Source organism: Catellatospora methionotrophica (assembly GCF_011297335.1).
Classification (GTDB): Bacteria; Actinomycetota; Actinomycetes; order Mycobacteriales; family Micromonosporaceae; genus Catellatospora; species Catellatospora methionotrophica.
Genome location: NZ_JAAOTJ010000001.1, coordinates 527,200 through 550,709, shown reverse-complemented (window position 1 = coordinate 550,709; position 23,510 = coordinate 527,200). Strand labels below are relative to the sequence as shown.

At 71.8% G+C, this 23,510-nt stretch carries 16 protein-coding genes; 11 read left to right on the top strand and 5 right to left on the bottom strand.

Going from position 1 to position 23,510, the window contains the following annotated elements:
• Positions 1 to 66: 66 nt before the first annotated feature.
• The 4 genes from HAV40_RS02460 to HAV40_RS02445 are packed head-to-tail and all read left to right on the top strand — an operon-like array spanning position 67 to position 4,533.
• The gene (locus tag HAV40_RS02460) at positions 67 to 1,704 is read left to right on the top strand and encodes a hypothetical protein (RefSeq protein ID WP_166378527.1); all 1,638 of its coding nucleotides are present in this window, start codon (positions 67 to 69) and stop codon (positions 1,702 to 1,704) included.
• Positions 1,701 to 3,209, top strand: a complete 1,509-nt coding sequence (locus HAV40_RS02455) for a sulfatase family protein (protein ID WP_166378525.1) — start codon at positions 1,701 to 1,703, stop codon at positions 3,207 to 3,209. Before HAV40_RS02460 ends, HAV40_RS02455 begins: the two co-directional genes overlap by 4 nt.
• The gene (locus HAV40_RS02450) at positions 3,206 to 4,201 is read left to right on the top strand and encodes a formylglycine-generating enzyme family protein (RefSeq protein WP_203671345.1); all 996 of its coding nucleotides are present in this window, start codon (positions 3,206 to 3,208) and stop codon (positions 4,199 to 4,201) included. Before HAV40_RS02455 ends, HAV40_RS02450 begins: the two co-directional genes overlap by 4 nt.
• On the top strand, positions 4,198 to 4,533 hold the full coding sequence (locus HAV40_RS02445; RefSeq protein ID WP_166378523.1) for a YidH family protein: 336 nt from the start codon (positions 4,198 to 4,200) through the stop codon (positions 4,531 to 4,533). The genes HAV40_RS02450 and HAV40_RS02445 overlap by 4 nt, the downstream gene beginning before the upstream one ends.
• Positions 4,534 to 4,629: 96 nt before the next feature.
• Here HAV40_RS02445 and HAV40_RS02440 read toward each other — a convergent pair whose 3' ends face one another.
• Positions 4,630 to 5,229, bottom strand: a complete 600-nt coding sequence (locus tag HAV40_RS02440; protein WP_166378521.1) for a HEAT repeat domain-containing protein — start codon at positions 5,227 to 5,229, stop codon at positions 4,630 to 4,632.
• Positions 5,230 to 5,350: 121 nt separating this feature from the next.
• Here HAV40_RS02440 and HAV40_RS02435 point away from each other — a divergent pair, with 121 nt between their 5' ends.
• The 3 genes from HAV40_RS02435 to HAV40_RS02425 all read left to right on the top strand — a co-directional run bounded on the left by HAV40_RS02435 (position 5,351) and on the right by HAV40_RS02425 (position 8,278).
• A complete protein-coding gene (locus HAV40_RS02435) occupies positions 5,351 to 6,502 on the top strand; it encodes a GyrI-like domain-containing protein (RefSeq protein ID WP_203671343.1) in 1,152 nt (383 codons plus the stop codon).
• Between the two features lie 56 nt (positions 6,503 to 6,558).
• Complete coding sequence (locus HAV40_RS02430; RefSeq protein WP_166378519.1) at positions 6,559 to 7,062, top strand: hypothetical protein; 504 nt, start codon at positions 6,559 to 6,561, stop codon at positions 7,060 to 7,062.
• 124 nt (positions 7,063 to 7,186) lie between these two features.
• Complete coding sequence (locus tag HAV40_RS02425; RefSeq protein ID WP_166378517.1) at positions 7,187 to 8,278, top strand: epoxide hydrolase family protein; 1,092 nt, start codon at positions 7,187 to 7,189, stop codon at positions 8,276 to 8,278.
• A gap of 7 nt (positions 8,279 to 8,285) precedes the next feature.
• Here HAV40_RS02425 and HAV40_RS02420 read toward each other — a convergent pair whose 3' ends face one another.
• Entirely contained in the window at positions 8,286 to 9,173 is an 888-nt protein-coding gene (locus HAV40_RS02420; RefSeq protein WP_166380036.1) for an aminoglycoside phosphotransferase family protein, read from the bottom strand.
• Between the two features lie 81 nt (positions 9,174 to 9,254).
• Positions 9,255 to 10,550 (bottom strand): serpin family protein, encoded by a 1,296-nt coding sequence (locus HAV40_RS02415; protein WP_166378515.1) that lies wholly within the window; start codon positions 10,548 to 10,550, stop codon positions 9,255 to 9,257.
• 201 nt (positions 10,551 to 10,751) lie between these two features.
• Here HAV40_RS02415 and HAV40_RS02410 point away from each other — a divergent pair, with 201 nt between their 5' ends.
• On the top strand, positions 10,752 to 12,746 hold the full coding sequence (locus HAV40_RS02410) for a glycoside hydrolase family 76 protein (RefSeq protein ID WP_166378513.1): 1,995 nt from the start codon (positions 10,752 to 10,754) through the stop codon (positions 12,744 to 12,746).
• 81 nt (positions 12,747 to 12,827) lie between these two features.
• Positions 12,828 to 13,529: a VOC family protein gene (locus tag HAV40_RS02405; protein ID WP_166378511.1), complete on the top strand. Its 702-nt coding sequence runs from the start codon at positions 12,828 to 12,830 to the stop codon at positions 13,527 to 13,529.
• Between the two features lie 44 nt (positions 13,530 to 13,573).
• Here HAV40_RS02405 and HAV40_RS02400 read toward each other — a convergent pair whose 3' ends face one another.
• Positions 13,574 to 16,459, bottom strand: coding sequence for an AbfB domain-containing protein (locus tag HAV40_RS02400; protein ID WP_166378509.1), 2,886 nt, complete (start codon positions 16,457 to 16,459; stop codon positions 13,574 to 13,576).
• Between the two features lie 223 nt (positions 16,460 to 16,682).
• On the opposite strand from HAV40_RS02400, the gene HAV40_RS02395 reads away from it, so the two are divergent.
• A complete protein-coding gene (locus tag HAV40_RS02395) occupies positions 16,683 to 17,384 on the top strand; it encodes a hypothetical protein (protein WP_166378507.1) in 702 nt (233 codons plus the stop codon).
• A gap of 54 nt (positions 17,385 to 17,438) precedes the next feature.
• Here HAV40_RS02395 and HAV40_RS02390 read toward each other — a convergent pair whose 3' ends face one another.
• Positions 17,439 to 20,870 (bottom strand): ThuA domain-containing protein, encoded by a 3,432-nt coding sequence (locus tag HAV40_RS02390; protein WP_166378505.1) that lies wholly within the window; start codon positions 20,868 to 20,870, stop codon positions 17,439 to 17,441.
• 176 nt (positions 20,871 to 21,046) lie between these two features.
• On the opposite strand from HAV40_RS02390, the gene HAV40_RS02385 reads away from it, so the two are divergent.
• Positions 21,047 to 23,500, top strand: coding sequence for a DUF4132 domain-containing protein (locus HAV40_RS02385; RefSeq protein WP_166378503.1), 2,454 nt, complete (start codon positions 21,047 to 21,049; stop codon positions 23,498 to 23,500).
• The last annotated feature ends 10 nt before the right edge of the window (positions 23,501 to 23,510 follow it).

Below are 23,510 nucleotides of genomic sequence, written 5' to 3'. Positions count from 1 at the left end.
TCGCAGGACACCGCAAGGCAAGGACACCGCAAGGCAAGGACACCGCAGACAAGGAGCACCGCCCCCATGCTTCGCAGATCCGGTACCACCCTGCTCGTCACCGCCCTCCTCAGCGCCCTCGTCGCGGCTCCGGCCGCGGCGAACGGCGCGCCCTACACCGGCAAGCAGTACGACTTCGGCGGCGGGATCACCCAGATCTCCGGCACCGTGCCGACCGTCGACGCGATCGCCGACAACATCGCGGCCTCGGCGGCGGCCACCGTCGCCGAGATCGCCACGCACCGCGACACGCTGCCCTACGGCGGCATCTACCCGGCCTTCGGCACCCCCGACCAGCTGTCGGTGTATCCGGGACCGGCCGGGGTGACCGCCTCCGACCAGTACAGCGTCACCGCCGCGCTCGGCGCGGGAGCCCCGCAGAACTCGTTCGCCTACAAGATCCTGGCCCGCAAGACCGACACCAACCGGGAGCTGGACACGTCCTGGACGTCGTTCTCGTTCTCCGGCCCGGTCACCGTACGGGTGACCAAGCTGTCCGCGGGCGCGGCGACCGGCTGCCTGGTCCGGCCCTACTCGGCCGCGATCGCCACCAGCTTCGCCAACAACGTGTGCACGTTCACGATCACCCAGCCGGGCAACCTGTCGGTGGAGTTCGAGCCGAACATCCACAACCCGGTCCTGCACCCGATGATGGTGTTCGCCAACCCGCCCGAGGTCGACGTGCCCTCCCCGAGTGACCCGAACGTGCGGTACTTCGGTCCCGGCAAGCACTTCCTCGGCGCGGGCCAGCAGTTGGTCAGCGGGCAGACGATCTACCTGGCGGGCGGTGCCTTCGTCGAGGCCGCGTTCATCGCCAACGGGCCGGTCAGCAACCTCGCCATCAAGGGCCGCGGCGTCATCTCCGGCCTGTTCATGGACACCGGCAACCAGGACCTGAACAAGGACCAGCCCGGCATGATCGACATCGCCGACCAGGGCTCGCAGAACGTGCTCATCGAAGGCGTCACCTTCGTTGACGCGCCCCGGTTCAACGTCCGGGCGCTCGCGCAGTACACCACGATCCACAACGTCAAAACGATGTCGTGGTGGTACAGCACCGACGGCATGGTCGGCGGCCACAAGAGCCTGCTGGAGAACAACTTCGTCAAGTCCAACGACGACTCGATCAAGCTGTTCTGGGGTGACACCATCGCCCGCGGCAACACGATCTGGCAGCTGGAGAACGGCGCGTCGTTCATGATCTCGTGGAACATCCACGAGGACCCGCAGACGTTCCACGTCTACGACAACGACGTCATCCACGCCGAGCACTACCAGATCGCCAAGACCGCGATCTTCCGGGCGCTGCACGCGGGCAGCGGCACGCTGAGCCGCTACCTGTTCGACGACATCCGCGTCGAGAACGCCACCTGGCGGCTGTTCTACCTGGCCATCGAGAACAACAAGTGGTACGACCCGGCCCAGGGCTACGGTGAACTCGACCAGATCATCTTCCGCAACATCTACGCGTACACGACGTACCAGCAGCCCAACGTGGTCCAGGGCATGGACGCCACGCACAAGGTCCGCAACGTCAGCTTCCAGAACGTGTACGCCAACGCCACTTGCTTCAACAACGCGCAGGCCGGCAACTTCCAGATCGACCAGAACACCACCAACGCCATCCGGATCTACAAGAGCACCGACGGAAGCTGTCACACGTGAGCCACCCGAACATCGTCATCGTCCTGGCCGACGACATGGGATGGGGTGACCTGGGCTGCTACGGCTCGGCGATCCCCACCCCGCACATCGACGCGCTCGCCGCCCGGGGCGTGCGGGCCACCGACTGCCACGCGGCGTCGGCGGTCTGCACCCCCAGCCGGTACGCGCTGATGACCGGGCGCTACGCCTGGCGCGGCCCGCTGAAGAACTTCGTGCTGATGGGCCACGGCCCGGCGCTGATCGAACCGGAGCGGCCGACCCTGGCCAACCTGCTGCGCACCGCCGGTTACACCTCCGGCGCGTTCGGCAAGTGGCACCTGGGCCTGGGCTGGCGGCACCGCGACGGCAGCGTGCGCGACGCGTTCGCGCCCGGTGCGCGGCTGCACGACGACGTCGAGACCGACTTCGGCCGCGACGTCGACTACACCGCCCCGTTCACCGGCGGGCCGCTCGACCTGGGCTTCGACCGGTTCTTCGGCATCGCCGGGTCACTGGACATGCCGCCGTACGCGTTCCTCGATCAGGACCGCACCGTCGGCATCCCCGACCGGGAGAAGCCGTACTACCTCACCGAGCAGCGCCCCGGCCTGGCCGTCGACGGCTTCGACGAGGCGGCGGTGGACCTCACGTTCGCCGCGAAGGCCGTCGACTGGATCAGATCGGTCCCGGCCGACCAGCCGTTCCTGTGCTACGTGACGCCCAGCGCCCCGCACCGGCCGTGCGTGCCGCCCGACGTCGTACGCGGCGCGTCCGGGCTCGGCGACCGGGCCGACGCGGTGTGCCTGGTCGACTGGATGGTCGGGCAGCTCGTCGCGGCCGTCGACGAGCGCGGCCAGCGCGAGCAGACCCTGTTCATCATCACCAGCGACAACGGCGCCGTCACGATCTTCGACGACGACGGGGACAGCAGCGTGCACCGGCCCAACGGCGACTGGCGCGGCCAGAAGGGCGACCTGTGGGACGGCGGCCACCGCGAGCCGTTCGTCGCCAACTGGCCGGGCCGGCTGCCCGAGGGGGCGGTGCTCGACGCCCCGATCTGCCTGACCGACGTGCTGCCCACGGTCGCCGCCGCCACCGGCGTCGCCCTGCCGCAGGGGGCCGCACCCGACGGCTTCGACCTGCTGGACGCGCTGGCCGGAGACGCTTCGGCGGCCCCGCCCGCCGACCGGCCGCTGGTCCACCACAGCCTGGGCGGCCGGTTCGCGATCCGGCGCGGACCCTGGAAGGCGATCTTCGCCGAGGGCTCCGGCGGCGGCTTCTCCGAGCCGTCGATCTCGGCCCTGTTCAGCTCCGGTTCCGGCAAGGCCCACGCCAACCCGCCGTGGGACCGCGACCACCCGCAGGGCCAGCTCTACGACGTCGCCGCCGACCCCGGCGAGACCGTCAACCTGTGGCACGACCGCCCGGAGGTCGTCGCGGACCTCTATCAGGCGCTGCGGGACATCTGCGGCGACGCGTCCAGCGGCCTGCCGTTCGACGTCGTGACCGGCCCGGCGCGGGCATGACGGACAATGTGCAGGTGACGGCCTGTTGCGGGCCCAGTGCCCACCCCGCGTCCTCGTCCGGCGAGCCGCCCCGCGAGCTGGGGTTCGCCGTGCCCGCGCACGACCCGCTGACGGTCGTGCGCGGCATGGTCGCCATTCCGGGCGGCATGTTCCGGATGGGCAGCGAGGACCCCGACACGTTCCCCGCCGACGGCGAGGGCCCGGTGCGGGAGGTGACGGTCGCCGGGTTCCGGATCGACCCGAAGGCCGTCACCAACGCGCAGTTCGCGAGGTTCGTCAAGGCCACCGGCTACCGCACCGACGCCGAGCGGTTCGGCTGGTCGTACGTCTTCCACCAGTTCGTCGGCCGGGAGGCCGCCGCACACGTGCTCGACGCGCACGTGCCGGGAGCCCCGTGGTGGCTGCCGGTGGGCGGGGCGACCTGGCGCGCGCCCGAGGGCCCCGGCTCCGACGTCGGCCAGCGCGCCAACCATCCCGTGGTGCACGTGTCCTGGCATGACGCCGGCGCGTACGCGGCGTGGGCGGGCAAGCGGCTGCCGACCGAGGCCGAGTGGGAGAAGGCCGCGCGCGGCGGCCTCGACCAGGCGCGCTTCCCGTGGGGCGACGAGTTCACCCCGCGCGGGCAGCACCGCTGCAACACCTGGCAGGGCACCTTCCCCCGGCACAACACCGGCGACGACGGCCACCTCGGCACCGCCCCGGTCGACGCCTACCGGCCCAACGGGTACGGGCTGTTCAACACGTCGGGCAACGTGTGGGAGTGGTGCGGCGACTGGTTCAGCGCCGACCTGCACCGCGACGGCGCCCCGCAGACCGACCCGCGTGGCCCGGACAGCGGGCCGGGCCGGGTCGTGCGCGGCGGCTCGTACCTGTGCCACGACTCGTACTGCAACCGCTACCGGGTCGCCGCCCGCACCATGTCCACTCCGGACAGCACCACCGGGCACACCGGGTTCCGCTGCGCCGCCGACGAACCGGGACTACCCCGATGAGCTCCGAACGCCTCGACGTCGACGTACGGTTCCTGCTGGCCAACGAGCGCACCCTGCTCGCCTGGCTGCGTACCGCGCTGACGATGCTCGCCGGGGGAGTGGCGCTGCTGCACCTGGCCGACGCCCGCCCGGCCGCGACCGCCTCCGCGCTGGGCATCTTCGCCCTCGGTATCGTCACGGCCGTGATCGGCTACGTGCGCTACCGCGCGGCGGGCGCGGCCATCCGAGCGGGCGACCTGCCCGCCTCCGGCCGCGGCGCCATGCTGGTCACCGTGGGCGTCGTCGTCTTCGCCGCCGCCATCGTCGCCGTCTACCTGGCCGACCTCAACTGACGATCGCCGCAGTGTCGGGCAGAGTGCACGGACCAGGGGCCCATTGCTGCGGCTTCCCGGAGGCCACGGCATCCCTTCGCTGGTGCTCTGCCAAGCTCACCAGGGATTCTTCGGTATCTGCTGCCCGTCGCGGAGGTAGGAGAGTGCCCACTGCGCCTCCTGCCGCAGGAGCGGGGTGAGGCCGGGCTCCTGCAGTTGCGCCTCGTACAGGGTGATACCCCGGCCGGGATCAGCGTCGGCGACGGCGCGGATCGCGTAGCTCCGGACCACGAGGTGCGGATCACGCAGGGCGCCCTCGATCGCTTTGCGCGCCTTCGGGTCGGTGTGCGTGGCCAGCGCTCGCACGGCGTTGCACCGGTGCAGGAAGTCGGGATGCCTTGCCTGCTCGCGCAGGATCTTCGTCGCGCGCGGATCGTCGATGTCGCCGAGGATCACGATCTCCGTGGTGCCGACGCGGCGGGGTAGCTGCGCGAGGAACTGCTCCGGCGCGATCGAAGCCGCGAGGTGCAGCACAGCCGACCAGCCGTCGACCAGGTCGCGGCCGTTGGCCCGCGTGACGAGCCGCGCCTTGGCCCTGCCGTAGTACAGGTCGAAGACGCGCATCGCTCCCGGCAGCCCGGCGGCTCGCAGGGTGTCCTCAGCGTGCGGTTCCCAGTCGAGCGCGGCGGCGATGGCGGCATCGAGGCTGTCGGTCATCGGCGGACGATAGCACCGGTCGCAGGGGCACCACCTGGAGTCATGCCGTCGTGGGCGCCGGGGCACGGGGTTCCGTCACGCCGGTCGAGCCGAGTTTTATTCTAGCGCTAGAATATGCGCCGTGACGCTGACCGACGCCGAGCTGACCGTGCTGGGACTGCTGCTCGAACAGCCGCGCCACGGCTACGAACTGGAGCGGGTCATCGAGCAGCGCGGCATCCGAGCCTGGACCGCGCTGGGCTTCTCCTCCATCTACTACCTGCTCGACAAGCTCGCCGGGCGGGGCCTGATCGAGGCCGTCGGGGAGGGGCCGCGACCGGCGAAGTCGCGAGCCACCTACCGGGTGACCGGGGTGGGCCGCGACCTGTGCGCGGCGGCGACGCTGGAGGCGCTGTCCGCCCTGACGCCGGTGCGCTCGCGGGTCCTGGTCGCCATGGCGAACAGTCCGGGGCTGGCGGAGCAGGACGTGGCGGCAGGGCTCACCAGGCGGCTCGCGGCGCTCGGGGAGCAGTTAGCCGAGGTGCGCGCCGCCAGGGCGGCTCAGGCTCCGCTGCCCGCCGCCGCGGTGGCGATCTTCGACTACTGCGAAGCCATGCTCCAGGCCGACGCCGCCTGGGCCGAACGCACCCTCGGTGCGCTGACGAAGGAGACCGCGTTGGACAGGTACGACGTCAAGAAGGCCCGCCGCGACCTGTACACCGCACCGTCGAAGGACTTCACCGAAGTCGACGTGCCCGAGCTGCGCTACCTGGCGGTCGACGGCGAGGGCGATCCGAACACCTCCCCGGCGTACACCGAGGCCGTCGAGGCGCTGTTCACGGTCGCGTACACGCTGAAGTTCGCCGGCAAGAAGACCCTCGACCGGGATTTCGTGGTCGGCCCTCTCGAAGGGCTGTGGCGGGCCGCCGACCCTTCGGTTTTCATCACCCGGGACAAGGCCGCCTGGGCGTGGACCATGCTGATCAGCCAGCCGGACTGGATCACCGAGGAGATGGTCCGCGCCGCCGTGGCCGAGGCCGCCAGGAAGAAGGACAATCCGGCGCTGGCCGCCGTCGGGCTGCGCACCCTGGCCGAGGGCAGAAGCGTGCAGATCCTGCACATCGGATCGTACGACGACGAAGGCCCGATCCTGGACCGGCTGCACCGAGGCTATCTACCCGAGCGCGGCCTGACCTTCAACGGCGACCACCACGAGATCTACCTCAGCGACCCGCGCCGCACCGAACCGGCCAAGCTCAAGACGATCCTCCGCCAGCCCGTCAAACCCGCCTGAGCCGGGACTCCATTGTGTACGGTCGACGGCGGACACCACGCGATGCGGAGGCGTTGATGGCTGCTGACGTGCCGGACCGGCACCTGGCGCACCTGGTGGCGTCCGAGAGCAACCCCAGCGGCGGCTACAGCGAGTACGCCCTGCAACCGCTGGGGGTCGCGCGCCCGCCGCACGGGAAGATCACCGTACCGGTCGTCTGCGACGTCTGCGGCATCCCGGTCGAGTGCACCGTGTACAGCGTCGACGCCACGCGCCGGTTGCGGTGGCGGTGGTGGCTGCTCGCGGCCCTGTGCGCCGTCGGGGCCGTGGTGCTGGCCGGTGCGGTCGGCGCGACGTTCGCGGACCACCTGCCGGACCGGCCTGCCACCACCCCGGTGGCCTGGTTCATGGTCGTCGGCTTCATGGCGGTGCCGGGACTGGCCGTGCTGGCGTTCTACCGCCGGCGGGACGCGCGGCGGGAGGACGGCCTGCGCGTGGTGGCACGCTCGGGTGCGCACAGCCTGCGCCCGCCGGGCGCCAGGTTCGACTCGTGGTACGCCACCGAGGGCGGCGGCGAGTAGCCGGATCGTCCGGCGGTGAACCGTGATCGTGTGATCGACCCCACGAATCGTTTGGTGCCCTAACGATATTCGCTATCGTTAGGGAGTCAAACGTTAGGCACTCGAACGAATGAGGTCGCCATTCATGATCACGCCATTCCGGATCGACATCCCCCAAGCCGACCTCGACGACCTGACGGACCGGCTCGCCCGAACCCGCTGGCCCGACGAGGTCCCCGACGCGGCCGGAGAGTACGGCTTTCCGCTGGTCCGGCTCAAGGAGCTGGCCGAATACTGGCGCACCGGCTACGACTGGCGTATCCACGAAGCCGCGCTCAACGAGCTGCCGCACTACATCACCGAGATCGACGGCCAGAACATCCACTTCGTCCACGTCCGGTCCGCGAACCCCGACGCGCTGGCGCTGATCCTCACCCACGGCTGGCCGGGCTCGTTCCTGGAGTTCCTCGATGTCATCGAGCCGCTGTCGCGCGACTTCCACCTGGTGATCCCGTCCATCCCCGGCTACGGGTTCTCCGGGCCGACCCGCGAGCGCGGCTGGGACGCCGTCCGGGTCGCGCGGGCCTGGGCCGAGCTGATGCGCCGCCTCGGCTACGAGCGCTACGGCGCGCAGGGCGGCGACCTCGGCGCGGGCATCTCGATGATGCTCGGCGCGGTGGCACCCGAGCAGGTCATCGGGGTGCACGTCAACTACCTGCCGACCCGGCCCGATCCGGCTGTCGTGGTGTCCGCCACCGACGAGGCGCGCCTGGACAAGGTCCGCGCGCTGATCGCGAACCGGCCGCCCTACCAGGCCCTGACGGCCCTCACCCCGCAGACCATCGGCTACGCGCTCACCGACTCGCCGGTCGGCCAGCTCGTGTGGATCGCCGAACGCTTCGCACAGTGGACCGACCCCGCCACCCCGGTCAGCGACGACCGGATGCTCACCGACATCTCGCTGTACTGGCTGACCAGGACCGCGGCCTCCGCGGGCCGCTTCCACCACGACACCCCGCGGGGTGGTCCGCTGACGTGCCGGGTGCCGCTCGGCGTGGCCGTGTTCGCCCACGACATCACGCAGGCGGTGCGGCCACTGGCCGAGCGGCTCTACGACGTCCGGCACTGGTCGGAGTTCGACCGTGGCGGCCACTTCGCCGCGATGGAGGTCCCAGACCTGCTCGCCGGGGACGTCCGCGAGTTCTTCCAGGCGCTCGGCACGGCGGCTGACCGGTGAGGCGGCTTCAGGCGGCCAGGATCCGCGCCATGGTGCGCCGGCCCATCCGGCTCATCGCCGGGTTGCTGTCGACGTAGTACCAGCCCACGCCGATCGCCTGCTGGAACGCCCAGGCCATGCCACGTTCCCAGGTCGCGTCGTCGCAGCCGAGAGCGGCCCGCAGCACCTGCCGTGGCCCGGGGTCGAGCAGGTGCCACGCGCCGACCAGGTCCAGTGCGGGGTCGGCCGGGTCGAGCCCGCCCACGTCGAGGACCCCGGCCAGGCGCCCGCCCGCGACGAGTATGTTGCCGGGGATCAGGTCGCCGTGGCTCATCACGTCCGGGGCGTCACCGCGCGGCAGTTCCCGCAGCCGCGCCCACATCGCCCGCAGCCGTGGCACGTCGAACAACGCCTCGCTGCGGTCCAGGCAGTGCCGCACCCAGTCGTCGTGCCCGCGCAGCTCACCGCCCCGGCCCCGGCCGCCGAACGTGCGGCCGCCGGTGTCGATCGCGCGCACGTCGCCGATGAACAGGGCGAGGTCGCGCGCGAACGCCGCCGAGCCGCCGGGGTCGTTTTCGGTGGCGATGACGCCGGGCACCCAGGTCTGCACCGACCACGGCAGCGGGTATCCGCAGCCGGGCTCGCCGAGGGCGACCGGCTCGGGTGTCGCGAACCGGGTACGCGATGCCAGCTCGCGACCCGCCGCCGCCTCGGCCACCAGGTCCCGTCGGATCGCGCCGACGTCACCGGCCTGCAGCGGCAGGCGCGCGGTGAGCTCGTCGCCGATCCGGAAGATGGCGTTGACCGTGCCCTGCGAGCGCACTCCGGCAACGGGCAGGTCCCGCCACTGCGGGAACTGTTCGGCGATGAGCGAGGCGACGGTCTGCGCGGTCACGGAGAGCTGTCCGGGATGCATCTGCACCCGGGCAGCATCGCCGGGACCGGCGCGGCGCGGCAACCGCTTTCGCGGCCCCGCGCCGTGCCACGCAGACGCAGGTCACTTGGCCGAGGGGTCGCTGACGCGGCCGATGAACAGCGGGATGCGGTCGGGTCCGCCGACGATGGCGAACGCGAACGGCCGGTCGGCGACGAACCGCGCCGTCGGCGTCGGCGGCCCGCTCATCGCCATGGCGATGCCCGTGACGGCGGCGGCCTCGGTGCCGTACTCGTCCACGGTGATGTTGGCCTTGTGCACCGCCTTCGCGATGAACAGCCCGGGGGAGATGCCGCTGAAGTCCGCTCCGCCGCCGAAAGCCTCCTTGACACCGAGCGCGGGCAGCACGGTGCCGAGATCGATGTCGGACGCGAAGTCCCACTTCGGGAAGGCGACCTCGACCTGCTGTTCGGTGAACGAGCCCCGCAGCCGGGCCAGCACCTGCCCGGCCAGGGTGTCCTCCGGCTTGCCGCCGGGCGGCGGCAGGATCAGCCACATCGCGTACGGGCCCTCGGCGTAGGGGAGTTCGACCGCGGTGACGCCGCCCGTCTCGGCGTAGCGGGTCCGCAGGGAGGCGCGCATGGTCGGCGTCTGGATCACCGTGCCGTCGGCTGGGGTGAACGCGGCGTCGGCGACGTCGAGGAAGTAGGCGCGCCAGTCGGCCTTGAAGTAGATGGTGTTGGCCAGCACCAGCATCGTGCTCGCCGGGAGGGTGTCGAACACCTCCTTGATCCGGCCTGCCGTCTGGCGGTCCACCCAGGCGTTGATCTGCTTCGTCGCGTCGCCGCCGAAGTCGACCGGGCGCACACCCGCCGCGTACTGCTCGGCCAGGGTGCGCAGGAAGTCCGCGCCGATGGTGAGGCCCTGCCGCGGGAACAGGGCGTTGCCGATGCTCACCACCGGCGGGTTGCGCTTTCCGTTCGGGTCGCGCGGGCCCTTTTCCGGCTCTGGCGGGATGTCCACGGTGGCGAGCCGCGCGCTGATGGCGTTGTACGCTTGGTCGCGGCCGGTGGCCGGGAACCCGAAGACGCTGTCGAGCTCCTTGGCGGTCGTGCCGCCCGCACCGGCGCGCACCATCGAGAACGCGAGCGCGATGCTCAGCGGCGAGGCGACGAAGTTCTTCCCCGGCTCGGCCGCCGCCTGGAACACCCGGTGGCCGAAGGCGGTCAGCCCGTCGGCGGTGGCCCCGACCGGTGCGTCGGCGGGCGGGGCGACGTGGTCCACGCCCGCCGCGGTTACCAGTTCCGGGCCGCCGTCCTCGCCGCCGCAGCCGACGAGCGGCACCGCTGCGGCAGCCGCCAGTCCCAGCAGCAGCGCCCGCCGCGTCGCGGTGGCGGTGTCCAGATGTCCTACGTGCATGGTCCCCTCCATTGCCGGTAGTCGACACCTGAGACGCCGCGCTGCCCGTCGCCGGTTCCCCCTCGCCGTGATGGCACGGCCGCGCCGTGGACAGTCAACCGTTAAGTTTGTTAACTTCGACCCCCAGACATCGACAGGTGCCGACGAAAATCCGTTGCTACGTGCCGGAACTCGTACGCGCCCCGGAGCGAGGTGGATCCGATGCGCAGACTGACGGTTCTCATCACGGCGCTGCTCGCCGGGCTCGCGGGCGCGGTCGTCGCGACCCCGGCCGCCGCCGCGCCGACCGTGTGCGCGCTCTACTGCGACACCCGCGACCCGTCGCTGGCCCGCCAGGAGACGTTCCCCGTGCCGGAGGTCAACCTCAACGGGCGTCGCCTGGTCCTGCACGTGTCCGACACCGACCGGATGGCCTGGGCCAGCATCGACCACGGCGTGCTCGGCGACTCCGTGTGGCTCGACCGCACCTGGACCAACGGTTCCACCTGGGACGGCCTGCTCGGCCGGGCCAGCATCCCGGCGACCTGGACCGGCACCCGCACCCTGATGTACAACGTGGGCGATCCCGCAGCGCACCGGCGCGGCATGGTCCGCGCGTGCGGCGACGCGGGCGGTGTCACCTGCACCGCCTGGGCGTACACCAAGGTCTGCGACGCGGTCTGCGACGGAGCCGATCCGGCCACCGCCGTCGGCGACAACCAGCCCGTGCCGGGCACCACGATCAGCAACCGCCGCATCGACCTGCACCTGGACAACCGCGGCCTGGCCTGGGCCACGCTCGCCGCGGGCACCGCCGGTGACGAGGTGTGGCTGGACCGGTCCTGGGACGAGGGCGTCTCGTGGCCGGACGGCTCGTCGCTGGGCCGGATCAGCGTCCCGTCCGGGGCTGCCTCGGTGCGCACCACCATGGTCAACAGCCGTGACCCGCGCTCGCTGCTCTACGGCGGCGCGGTCCGTGCCTGCGGCCGGGCCACCGGCAGCGCGAACGGCAGCTGCACGGCCTGGGCCCGCCCCGCCGCCGACCGCCCGGCCGCCGCCGCGGACGCGCTGGCCTGGGCCTACCGCACCGACACCGCGTGGTGGCCGTCGAGCTGGTGGAACTCCGCGGTCGCGGTCACCGCGCTCGCCGACTACGCGGCACGCACCGGCCGGACCGACTACCGCTGGCTGATCGACCGGACGTACGAGCTGAACAAGGGCGTGATGCCCGCCGGGCAGAAGAGCGGTGACGCGATCGAGGGCAACTTCATCAGCCGCGCGATCGACGACACCGGCTGGTGGGCGCTGGCCTGGGTGCAGGCCTACGACGTCACCCGCGACGCGAAGTACCTGAACATGGCCGTCACCATCGGCAACTACATGCACTCGTACTGGGACGGGGTCTGCGGCGGCGGGGTCTGGTGGAACCGCGAGCGCACCTACAAGAACGCGGTCACCATCGGCCTGTACATCAAGCTCACCGCCGCGCTGCACAACCGCATCGCGGGCGACACGCTGTGGCTGAACCGGGCGAACGCGGGCTGGAACTGGTTCTCGGCCAGCGGCATGGTCAATGCGTCGGGGCTGGTCAACGACGGGATCACCGGCGGCTGCGCCAACAACGGCCAGACCGTGTGGACGTACAACCAGGGGCTGGCCATCGGCGGGGCGGTCGAGCTGTGGCGGGCCACCGGCAACGCGGCACTGCTGACCAGGGCGCGGCAGCTGGCCGACGCGGCGATGAACTCGACCGTGCTGACCCGCTCGGGCATCCTCACCGAGTCCTGCGACCCGGCCAACAGCTGCGACGACAACCAGAAGCAGTTCAAGGGCATCTTCATGCGGTATCTGATGGACCTCGCCGACGCCTCCGGGGTCGCCGCGTACCGGACCTACGCGCAGCGGCAGGCCGACACGATCTGGCAGTCCGACCGCGACAGCCTCAACCGGATCGGCCAGCGCTGGACCGGCGCGACCCCGAACGCCCGCGACTGGCGCACCCAGGCCTCCGGGCTCGGCGCGGTGCTCGCGGCCACGGCCGGTCCGTCGACCCCGCCCACCCAGCCGCCGACCGAGGCCGCGTGGACGGTGAACACGTCATATGCCACCGGCGCCGTCGTGACGTACGCCGGGGCGCGCTGGCAGTGCCGTCAGCCGCACCTGTCGCAGGTCGGCTGGGAGCCGCCGAACGTGCCCGCGCTGTGGCAACGGCTGTGAAGGGCGGTAACTCGGCTGCGGGCGGGCCGGGCCCGCCGTAGGCTCCGGGCTGGGTAACCGGCGGACGGAGATGATCAGGTAATGGCCAGTCAGCTGTATGCGGTGTGCTTCGACGCGTTCCGACCGGGGGAGCTCGCACGGTTCTATGCGGGGGTGCTGGGGCGGCGGCTGGCCGACGACGGCGTCACGATCCTGCCCGACGGCGACCCGGGATACCTGCTCCGTTTCGTGCCGACCGTCGAGCCCAAGACCGCGCCCAACCAGGCGCACTTCGATCTGACCAGCACCTCGCTGGAGGATCAGCGCCAGCGGGTGGACACGGCGCTCGCGCTCGGCGGAGCACGGCTGGACATCGGCCAGGGCCCGGACGCGGCCCACGTGGTGCTCGGCGACCCCGACGGCAACGAGTTCGACGTCATCGAGCCCGGCAACAACTTCCTCGCCGGATGCGGCGTCATCGGGGCCCTGGCCTGCGACGGCACCCGGGCGGTCGGCTACTTCTGGAGCGCGGCGCTCGGCTGGCCGCTGGTCTGGGACCAGGACGAGGAGACTGCGGTCCAGTCCCCGCACGGCGGCACCAAGTTCACCTGGGGCGGCCCGCCGGTGCGGGAGAAGACCGGCCGCAACCGGCTGCACTTCGACCTGACGCCGCCCGCCGGCGACCGGGAGGCCGAGGTCGAGCGCCTGCTCTCCCTCGGCGCGACCCGGCGCGACGGCGGGCAGTGCGAACCCGGCTGGACGGCGCTGGCCGACCCCGACGGCAACGAGTTCTGCCTGCGCTGACGTGCCGTGGGCCCGGGACAACCCGGGCCCACGGCCTCAGGACGTCACGGCGCCCACGGCGCGGCCGTCAGCCAGCTGGTGTCGGCGGCGAAGTTGGCCGGGGCGTCGGCGGCCAGCGTGCCGCCGTTGCCCGCCGCCCACACCTCGCTGTTGTAGTGGCGCAGGTAGCGGTTGGCGAAGTTGTACGACTGCCACGACAGCCCGCTGCCGCTGTTGCCCGGCTGCGCGCAGAACGTCGCGTCGGCCGCGTACAGCGGAGCCGAACTGAACGCGTCCAGCCGGACCCGGTAGTCGGTGTGCCGCAGGTAGTAGCCGGGGAAGTTGCGCGACTCGAACGAGTAGCACGAGTTGTCGGCCAGCCCGGTGACGATCCGGAACGTAGCGTCCTGCTTGAGGGTGGCCGCCGAGGCACCGGCGACCTGGGCGGTGTAGCCGAGGTAGCCCTGGTGGCGCACGTACCGGTCGGTGAAGCCGGGGGTGGTCGCCTGCAGCGACTGGTACGACCCGGCGGTCACGTTCGCGTCACTGCGCCACCAGGCCGTGGTGAGCCGCCACGTGGTGTCCTGGGCCCAGTTGGCGGTCGCGTCGCTGGGCAGGGCGCCGCCGTTGCTGGCGATCCACACCTGGTTGGCGTGGTGGCGCAGGTAGCGGGTCGGGAAGTTGTACGACCGCAGCGACACGCCCTGCCCGCTGTTGCCGTCGGCCGCGCAGAACGTCGCGTCGGCGGCGAACTGGGCGCTGCCGTCGTCGGCCGCCAGCCGCACCTGGTAGTTGTAGTGCCGCAGGAAGCTGCCGGGGTTGTCCCGCGACTCCAGCGAGTAGCAGCCGCTGCCCGCCAGCCCGGTCCGGACCAGGAACGACGCGTTCTTCTTGTCGGTGGCGGCGCTGGTCGCGGTGATGGCCGCGGTGACGGCGACCCCGCCGGAGTGGCGTACCGACCGGTCGGTGTAGCCGGGTGTGGTGGCCCGCAGCGATGTGCCCTTGCCGACGGCCAGCAGCGGCGTCGCCGAGCCCGTGGTCGACAGGGTCAGCACGACGACCGAGTTCGCGGGGAAGGTGCGTACGAAGCTCGCCCCGGCGGCCGTGGTCGTGGTGGTGGGCGCGATCGTGTTCGGGGCGGTGATGCTGTTGCGCGCGTTCGGGTCACCGGTCAGCGTGGTGACCGTCGCCGTGCCGCCGACGGACGTCGCTCCGTTGATCGTCAGCTGGGTCTCGACCGCGCTCGCGGTCGGGTTGACCACGGTCACGTAGACGGTGCCCGACGTGGTGCGGGTGGCCACCGCGCGCACGTCGGCGGACGCGCCGGTCAGCTGCGCCGGCACGACGTGGTCGCCGAGCAGCGTGCCGAACATCTTCTGCACGTGGTAGGACGGCGAGCCGTACGAGGACACCGCGTTGAAGCCGATCAGGTTCGACGACCACTGCCAGTTGTCGACCGAGGTCAGCGCCGGGGCGTAGGCGGCCGCCATGACCAGGTCGGCGTTGCGGACCAGGCCGGTCATGAACGCCGCCTCGCCGATCGCGCCGGACAGGGTGCCGGTCGGGTTCGCCGAGCTGCCGTTGGTGACGCCGTACTCGCCGACGAGCACCTTCGGGCCGTTGCGGTCGGCGCTGTCGTAGCGGGTGGCCAGCGCGGCGATGCCGGCCGGGTTGCCGTTGTAGTAGTGGTCGTCGATGACGTCCATGGGCCGGGAGGTCACCGGCATCGACGCGACGATCTCCAGCTGCGGGTACGCGGCCTTGATCGCGTCGTAGAACATCGGGTACCGGTAGGCGTTGTAGCTGCCGCTGCCGTCGAACCAGTCCTCGTTGCCGATCTCGACGTAGCGCAGCGGGAACGGGGCCGGGTGGCCGTCGGCGGCGCGGCGCGCGCCCCAGGTGGTGCTGGTGCTGCCGGTGATGTACTCGATCTCGTCCAGCGCCTCCTGGACGAACGGCGCGAGCTGGTTCTGCGGCGTGACACTGCCGTTGAGCGTGTATCCGGCGAACACGCCCAGCAGCGGCTCGGCCCCGGCCTGCTCGGCCATCAGCAGGTAGTTGAGCAGGCCGAAGTGGTCGGTGGACCAGTAGCCCCAGGCGTCGTTGAGGTGCCCGGCGCGCTGCTCGACCGCGCCGATGGTGTTCTTCCACGCGAACCGGTTGGCCAGCACGCCGCCTTCGAGGTAGTTGCCGCCGGGCACCCGGATGAAGCCGGGGTTGGTGTCGGCGAGTTTCTGCTGCAGGTCGGCGCGGATGTTGCCGGTCGGGGCGAACGTCGGCGCGTTGCACTGCACCACGGTCAGCCACAGCGTGCGGCCCGCGCCGGTGCCGTTGGCCGACACCACGAACCGGTTGGCGGTCGACACCGGCGCGGACGCCGACGTGGTCAGCGTGGCCGTGTAGCGGGCCCAGCCCGTGCCCACGGTGCCGACGGGCGCGCTGGCGTACACGGTGCCGCCGGTGCTCTCCAGGCTGACCGTGACCGGCCCGAACGCCTGGTCGGCGCGGGCGAAGAAGGAGACCTGGTACGTCGCCGACGGGCGTACGCCGACGCCGTAGAACCCGGCGTTGGCGGCCCCGACACGCTGGCCCGCGCCGTTGGCGCCGACGGTCAGGCGCAGCGAGTTCGGGTTCGCGGCGTTCAGGCCGTTCGCGGTGTCCAGGGCGACCGCGCCGGTGCCGCCGCCGGAGGTCAGCAGCGACCACGAGGAGATGCCGTTCTCCTTCATGGTGGCGTTGCGGACCGTGTTGGCGTTGAGGCCGCCCTCGACGGAGTGGTTGATGTCCTCGACGATGTGCCCGAACTGGGTGCTGTTGACGGCTGCGGTGGTGTGTCCGGCGTCGACGGTCAGCCAGGCGGTCGGTGCGGCCGAGGCGGGCGCGGCCGGGACGGTCGTCGCTCCGGCCGCCAGGGCCAGGGCGAGCAGGATGGGCCGTGCTCGGTGCTGCATGGGGCTCCTCCAGGGACGGTGAAGGGGCGACCGCCCGCCGCTGCGGGGAGGCTCCGGTGTGCCGGAGCGCCGACGGGACGATCGTTGTGAGCGATCACATTCGCTGCTGTCACTGTCTATCCGTCCGGAAGCAGGGCGTCAACGGTTTACGAAAGTTTTCGATGGCGCTCCGTCGCCGTGGCGCGGGGACAGCACGTGACGCCGGCTCGTGGCACCATGCGGCATGGCCGACGTCAATCCAAGAAAGATCGCCGGGATCGTGCTGACCCCGGTGCTGGCTGTGGTGCTGCTGGTGGCGGGGGTGCTCGCGACCGTGCTCGGCTGGGGTCTGACCACCGGCAGGACGATGGACCACGCGGACGTGGACTGGGTCTACCTGCTGGCTGCCGTGGTCGTCTCCGGACTGTTGGCCGCGGCCGCGTACCGCCTCGCGGGTCCGCTGCGGTTGCGCGGCTGGTATGCGGTGCTCGCGGTCCTGGTCCCGGCGGTCGTGTTCGCTGTCCTGCAGTGGGACAAGACCCCGAACAGGCGGGACGGCGGCCTGGTCTGGCTGGCGGGCCTGGTGGTCGTGCTGGCCGTCGCCGCGGTCCTCGCGCGCCGGGGCATGGTCCGGGCGGCGTGGATCGCCGGGGTGCTCGGGGCCGTCGTGATCGCCGACGTGGCGGTGCTGGTGCAGCTCATGCCGTCGGCCGTGGCCGCCGCCGACCCGGCCGAGATCCTCGACCGGTCGTACGCGCCGCTGTGGCTGGTGTTCGCGCTCGTCGACTACGACTTCGGCCTCGACCCGGCCACCTGGTACATCGGCGACGCCCTCGACTTCCGGGAACTCGGCTATCCGATGTACACGCTGATCGCGCTCGGTTTCGTCGTGCGGGCCATGCGGCCCGCATCCGAGCCCGCTATCGAGCCGGTGTCGCAGAGCTGACGCGGATTCGCTGGGCGGGGCGGTCGGCCGCGTGGCAGCCGACCGCCCCGTCGTTCAGTTGACGGTGATCACCACACTGCTGGAATGGGTGGCCCCGACGCTGTCGGTCAGGGTCAGCCAGGCCGTGTAGGTGCCCTTGCGGCTGTAGACGTGGCTGGCCGACGCGGCGTGCACCGTGGCGGTGTTGTCGCCGAAGCGCCACTCCCGGTCCACGATGGTGCGCCCCGGCGGGGCCGTGGACGTGCTGTTGAAGGCGACGGTCAGCGGGCCGGTGCCGGTGGTGGGCGTGGCCGAGACGGTCAGCGTCGCGCCGGTTTCGGACTTGACGCCGCGCCCGTTGAAACGCAGCCAGTCCAGCGCCATGATGTCGGGGTCGCCGGTCTGCCCGGACTTGACGAACTTGAGGTAGAGCGTGAACGTGCCGCCCGGATTGGTCAGCGGGATCGTCGGCGACACCACCGAGTCGTAGCTGCCGGTGACCGGGATGGTCGCCGTGCCCAGCAGTGCCCCGGTGGGGGAGCCGTTGCGGAACTCGATCGTGCCGCCGGTGCCGCCGGAGCTGGCCCCGACCACGACGCCGCCGATGTTCTGCAGGTTGACCGGCCCGATGTTGATCCAGTCCCCGTTGTCGACGTCGCCGAGGCGGCGGCCGGCCTGCGCCGTGGCCCGGTCGAGCACGGTGACACCGGAGGAGGCGTCGAAGTGCTCGGCCTCCATGCTGCGGGTCTGCAACTCGACCTGCAGCGAGCCCACCAGGGCGGGTGCCCCGGTCGCGCCGGCGTCGGTGTACTGGGCGCTGATCAGGGTGAACAGGTTGGTGCCCGGTCCGTGGCCGTCGCCGCCGCCGGACTCGGTGACCAGCGTGCCCGAGCAGCCGACGTAGTTGTCCAGCGGGTGGGCGTGCGAGTCGTGCCCGAGCAGGGTCTGCACCACGACACGGTTGCAGTCGATCGTGGTGTCCTCCGGGTCGGTGACCGTCACGGTGTACGGGATGCGGTCGCCGAACTCGAAGAACCCGCCCTGCGGCACGTTGATGGTCACCGTCGGGCGGGTGTTGCCGACGGTGATCTCGGTGCTGGCCACCGCCGTCAGCCCGCCCGCGCCGGTCACGGTGAGCCGCGCGTTGAACCGGCCCTTGACCGTGTACGTGTACGACGGGTTCGCGGCCGTGGAGTCGACGGTGCCGTTGCCGTCGAAGTCCCACGCGTAGCTGGTCGCCCCCACCGATCCGGCACTGGAGAACGTCACGGCCAGCGGTGCCGGGCCGTTGTCACGGCTCGCGGTGATCTTCGCCGTCGGCGGCACCCCGTTGGCCACGTAGTCGATGCGGTAGATGCCCGCGCCCTCGTTGGAGCCGCCGCGCCCGCTGCCGGACCCGGCCCCGAAGTCGATGACGTACAGCGACCCGTCGGGCCCGAACTCGGCCTCGAACGGCTGGATCCAGCTCATGCCCGCGAAGATGCCGTTGATGGACTGCAGCGAGCCGACCGTGGTCGCCCCGAAGCGCGGGTCGGTGAACGTCTGCGCCGTCTGGTGCAGCGACAGCGTCTTCCACCACTGCCGGGTCAGCTCGTACACGATCCACTTGCCTTCGAAGTACTGCGGGAACTTCGAGATCCGGGGGTTGGCCGGGTCGTAGTCGTAGACGGGGCCGGCCATCGGGCCGCCGCCGCCGGTGCCGAGCTCCGGGAACTGGGCGGAGGCCGAGTAGGCGTACCAGACCAGGGCGGAGCGGGCGGCGGGCAGCGTGGTCAGGCCGGTGTTGTTCGGCGAGTTGTTGACCGGCGCGGCGCAGTTGAACTTCGCCCCCGAGGTGCTGGTCGCGAAGTTGTAGTCGTTGAAGGCGATGTTGTTGCCGATGCAGTACGGCCAGCCGTAGTTGCCCGCGCTGGTCACCCGGTTGAACTCCACGGTGCCCTCGGGGCCCCGGTTGGCGTTGGCGGCCGTCGCGTCGGGGCCGTAGTCGGCGACCATGACGGCGTTGGTGGACGGGTCGATGGTGATGCGGAACGGGTTGCGGAAGCCCATCGCGTACACCTCGGCCCTGGTCTTGGCCGTGCCCGGCGCGAACAGGTTGCCCGAAGGGACGGTGTAGGTCCCGTCGGCCTGCGGCCGGATGCGCAGGATCTTGCCGCGCAGGTCGTTGGTGTTGCCCGAGGTGCCCTGGGCGTCGAACGCCCGGCGGCCGGACCGCTCGTCGATCGGGGTGTAGCCGCTGGACTCGAACGGGTCGGTGTTGTCGCCGATCGCGGCGTAGAGGTTGCCGTCCCGGCCCATCGCGATGGACCCGCCCATGTGCGAGTTGGCGCGGGCCTCCCCGCGCAGCGTCGGGACCGTCAGCAGCCGCTTCTCCGAGCTGAGCGCGATCGTCGACCCGGTGACCGTGAACCGGGACAGGTTCAGCTGGTTCAGTGTCTTGTCCGACCACAGCAGATACAGCCAGTTGTTGGTGGCGAAGTTGTTGTCCAGGGTCAGGCCGAGCAGCCCGTCGGACTGGCTGGTCTGGGCCGGGGTGTAGGCGAAGTCGATCAGCGTGGTGACCGCCAGGGTCGCCTGGTCGATGACCTTCACCTTGCCGGTGCGCTGGATGTAGAACACCCGCCGGTCCGGCGCGACAGCCAGCTCGAACGGGTCGGCCAGGTCCTCGGTCACCAGCGGGACGCGCTGGAACTGCCCGTTCTGGGTGGCGCTGCAGTCGCCGGCGACCGCCCCGGCGGCCCACTCGATGCCGTAGCGCAGGTGGTCGAGGAAGTACGGCTCGGAGAACGACGAGATGCTGTGCCCGCCCGCGGTGAACCAGGACCGGCCGCCGTCGTAGTTCTGGCACCACGAGTACGCGTGGTCGACGCCCTCGTTCATGCCGGGGATGCCGTCGCGGACCTTGATCTGGGCCAGGGTGTGCACCCGGCCGGTCGGGTTGGTGATCCAGTTGTACCACTCCTCGCTGCGTTCCCACAGCTCAGGAAGGTTCTTTGTGGACGGGTGCGCACGGTCGAGCACCTTGACCCGGCCCGGGAACACCCCGCCCGTGGAGCTGAAGTCCGGGTGCTGGTCGAAGATAGTGCCGACCAGCCCGTCGTACCAGGCCCAGTCGCGTTCGCTGGCCGACGCGGCGTGCAGGCCGACCCAGCCGCCCCCGCCCCGCACGAAGTTCTGCAGCGCCAGCCGCTGCGCGGCGTTGAGCAGCGCGCCCGAGGCGGGCGTGGAGTTGGTGTTGTTGAAGACCAGCGCGTCGAACCGGGCCAGGTTCGCGTCGGTGAACGCGGCGGCGTCGGTCGTCGCCTCGACCTCGAAGTTGTTGGCGACGCCGAGCTGCTGGACGGCGGCCACGCCCGCCGGGATCGAGTCGTGGTAGAAGTTCGTGACCTTGGAGAAGACCAGCACCCGGAAACGGGGTGCGGCGGAGGCGGGGCCGGCCACCGACGTCGACAGCACCAGGGCGGCGAGGGCGACGATGGCGGGCACGATGAGACGACGGCGAGTCATGGTGGGGCACTCCCGTGGGGACGGAGGGAAAACGCTTACCGGTCGCCGAAGACGCACATCGTAAATTGGTGAAGGCGAATGCGTCAACAGGTGCGGCAGTCGTGCCGCAGCACCTGTCGCAGCCGTCCCTTAGGGTCTGCTCGGCGATCAAGGGTGCGGAACATGCGGAGGACGCGATGCTGGACATGCCGGGCGGCACGCTGGCGCTGATGGCGCTGATCCACCGGGCACGCAGGGACGCCGCGTCGGCGGACCCGGCCGCGCTGCGTACGACCGCCGGGCACCTGCTGCGCCAGCTCGGTGACGGCACCCTGGCCAACGCCGACCGGCAGGAACTGGACCGGATCTACGACGAGGCGTTCCCGCTCACCGACCCGACCGACGCCGCCGATGTGCTCGACGCGCCCTGGCCGACCACGGCCCGGCTCGGCGCGCTGGAGAAACTGCTCGACGAGCGGTCCTTTCCCGACAGGAGGCTGGATCCGCTCGCCGAGGCCGCGCTCGAAGCCGGCGACCTGCGGCTGTTACGGGCCATCGCGCGCACCCCGCTCGGCGTCGTCTGCGACGACTCGTGGCCGCCGCTGCTCGACGCCCTCCAGGCGGCCGGAGAGCTCGACGACGAACTGGTCACCCGGGTCGCCGCCGACGAGGACTTCGTCCGCGCCCTGGTCAACCCCGCCAAACCCGTGGTCCACGCCGCGACCGGCGACCGGTTCCGGCCCGCCTGGGACGACCACGTCTGGCGGATGCTCCACGCGCCGGACCCCGACTGGGACCGCGTCCAGATCCGGCCCCGGCCGCGCGGGCTGCGTTTCGTACGGTGGGCGCTGGACTTCACCGGCAACTGGCGCGTCGCCCGGCACATCGGCGCCGCCGAGCTGACCCCGGCCGAGCGGGCCGAGCTGGTCGAGTGGCTGCGCGACGCCCCGGCCGAACGCCGCGAGCAGGCGTTCACGCTGCGGCTGGGGGCCGGGGACGCGCAGGTGCTGCTGCCGCTGCTCGGCCTGGCCGGCGGCGAGCGGCTGCTGCGGCTGATCCAGGCCGGTCAGGCGGTCAACCGGGTGCTGCGCCTCGACCGCGCCGCGATCCTCGCCGCGGCCGCCGCTCTCGGTGACGCCGCCGCGGCCCGGCTGCTGAAACTGGCACCCAACGACGTGGTCGCGGCGGCGCTCGGCCTGCGCCGCGGCCCGATCATGACGCGGGTCGCCAAGGACTCGCCGGTCGGGATCACGGCGTACGGGATGCTGCCGCTCGCCGACGGCGAGACCGCGCTCGACCGCTGGGTGGCGCTGCGCGACGTGCACCGGCGCGGCATGGCGCTGTCCGCCGGGGAGCGCCGCCGCCAGCACGAGGCTGCCGTGAACGTCGCCCTGGAGCACCTGGCCCAGGTCGGCGGCTACCCGCACGCGGCGGCGCTGGACGCCGCCGGGCAGGCCCACGCGCCCACGCCGGTGCCGCCGCCGCTGGTCACCGGCGGGTACACGACCGTGACCGGGTTCGACGGCGGTGAGCCGGCGCTCGTCGCGACGAAAGGCTCCCGCGTCCTGAAGACGCTGCCCAAGGCCGTACGCGACGACAAGGCCCTCGCCCCGCTGCGGGAGCAGCACGAACTGCTGCGCGGGCACACCGCGCGGCTGCGTACGATGCTGCACCGCCTGGTCACCACGGGCACGCCGCTGCCGCCCGCGGAGCTGGCCCGGCTGCGCGCCACCCAGGCCGGTGCCGCCCTGCTGCCGCTGCTGGTGTGGCAGGACGGGGAGGGGCGGTTCGGTCTGCTCGACGAGGTGGACACCAGCGGCCCGGTGACCGCGGCGCACCCCGCTGAACTGGCCGCCGCCGGGGTGCTGGGCACCTGGCAGGCCGAGGCGGCCCGGCGCAGGCTGTGCCAGCCGACGTCGCAGCTGTTCCGCGAGTGGTACGCGCCGACCCCCGACGAGGCCGCCGGGCAGGCCACCCGCTTCACGGGCCGCGCGATCGACGGCGGCGCGGCGGGCAGGCAGCTCGTGGCTCGTGGCTGGACGCTGCTCGATGGCGCGCCGCCGCAGGCGATCAGGTGCTTCGGTGCGTACACCGCCGTGCTGGACGGCGTCACGACCGGCTGCTGGAGTGCGGGCGAGGTCGGCTTCGCGCGGCTGGGGTTCCGCGACGGCGGCACCGCCGTGCCCGCCCGCGAGGTGCCCGCGCGAGTGTTCTCCGAGGCGGTACGCGACCTTGACCAGGCAGCCCTGGCGGGACGGCGCAGCGCCGGCGACTACGCGACCGGCCTGGCCCGCGCCCGCGCGGACCTGATGACCGCCGTGTTCGGCGACCGGATCGACCGGGTCACCCGGCACGGCGACACCGTCGTGGTCGACGGCACGCGCGCGGGCTACCGGGTGCACCTGGGCACCGGCGAGGTCATCGTCGGCACCGGCCGGCAGCTCCGCGACCTGCCGTACTCCTTCGGGGAGAACCTGCACCGGTCGCTGTTCCGCACCGTCGACACCCCCGACTACCCGACCCTGCGGGTGCTCACCCGGATCATGCTGCTGGCCGAGGACGAGAAGATCACCGACGAGTGGACGCTGGAGAAGCTCGGCCTGATGGTCCGGACCCCGAACGTGTGCAGCGCGTGCGGCGGCATTCACTGACCCCGTCCTG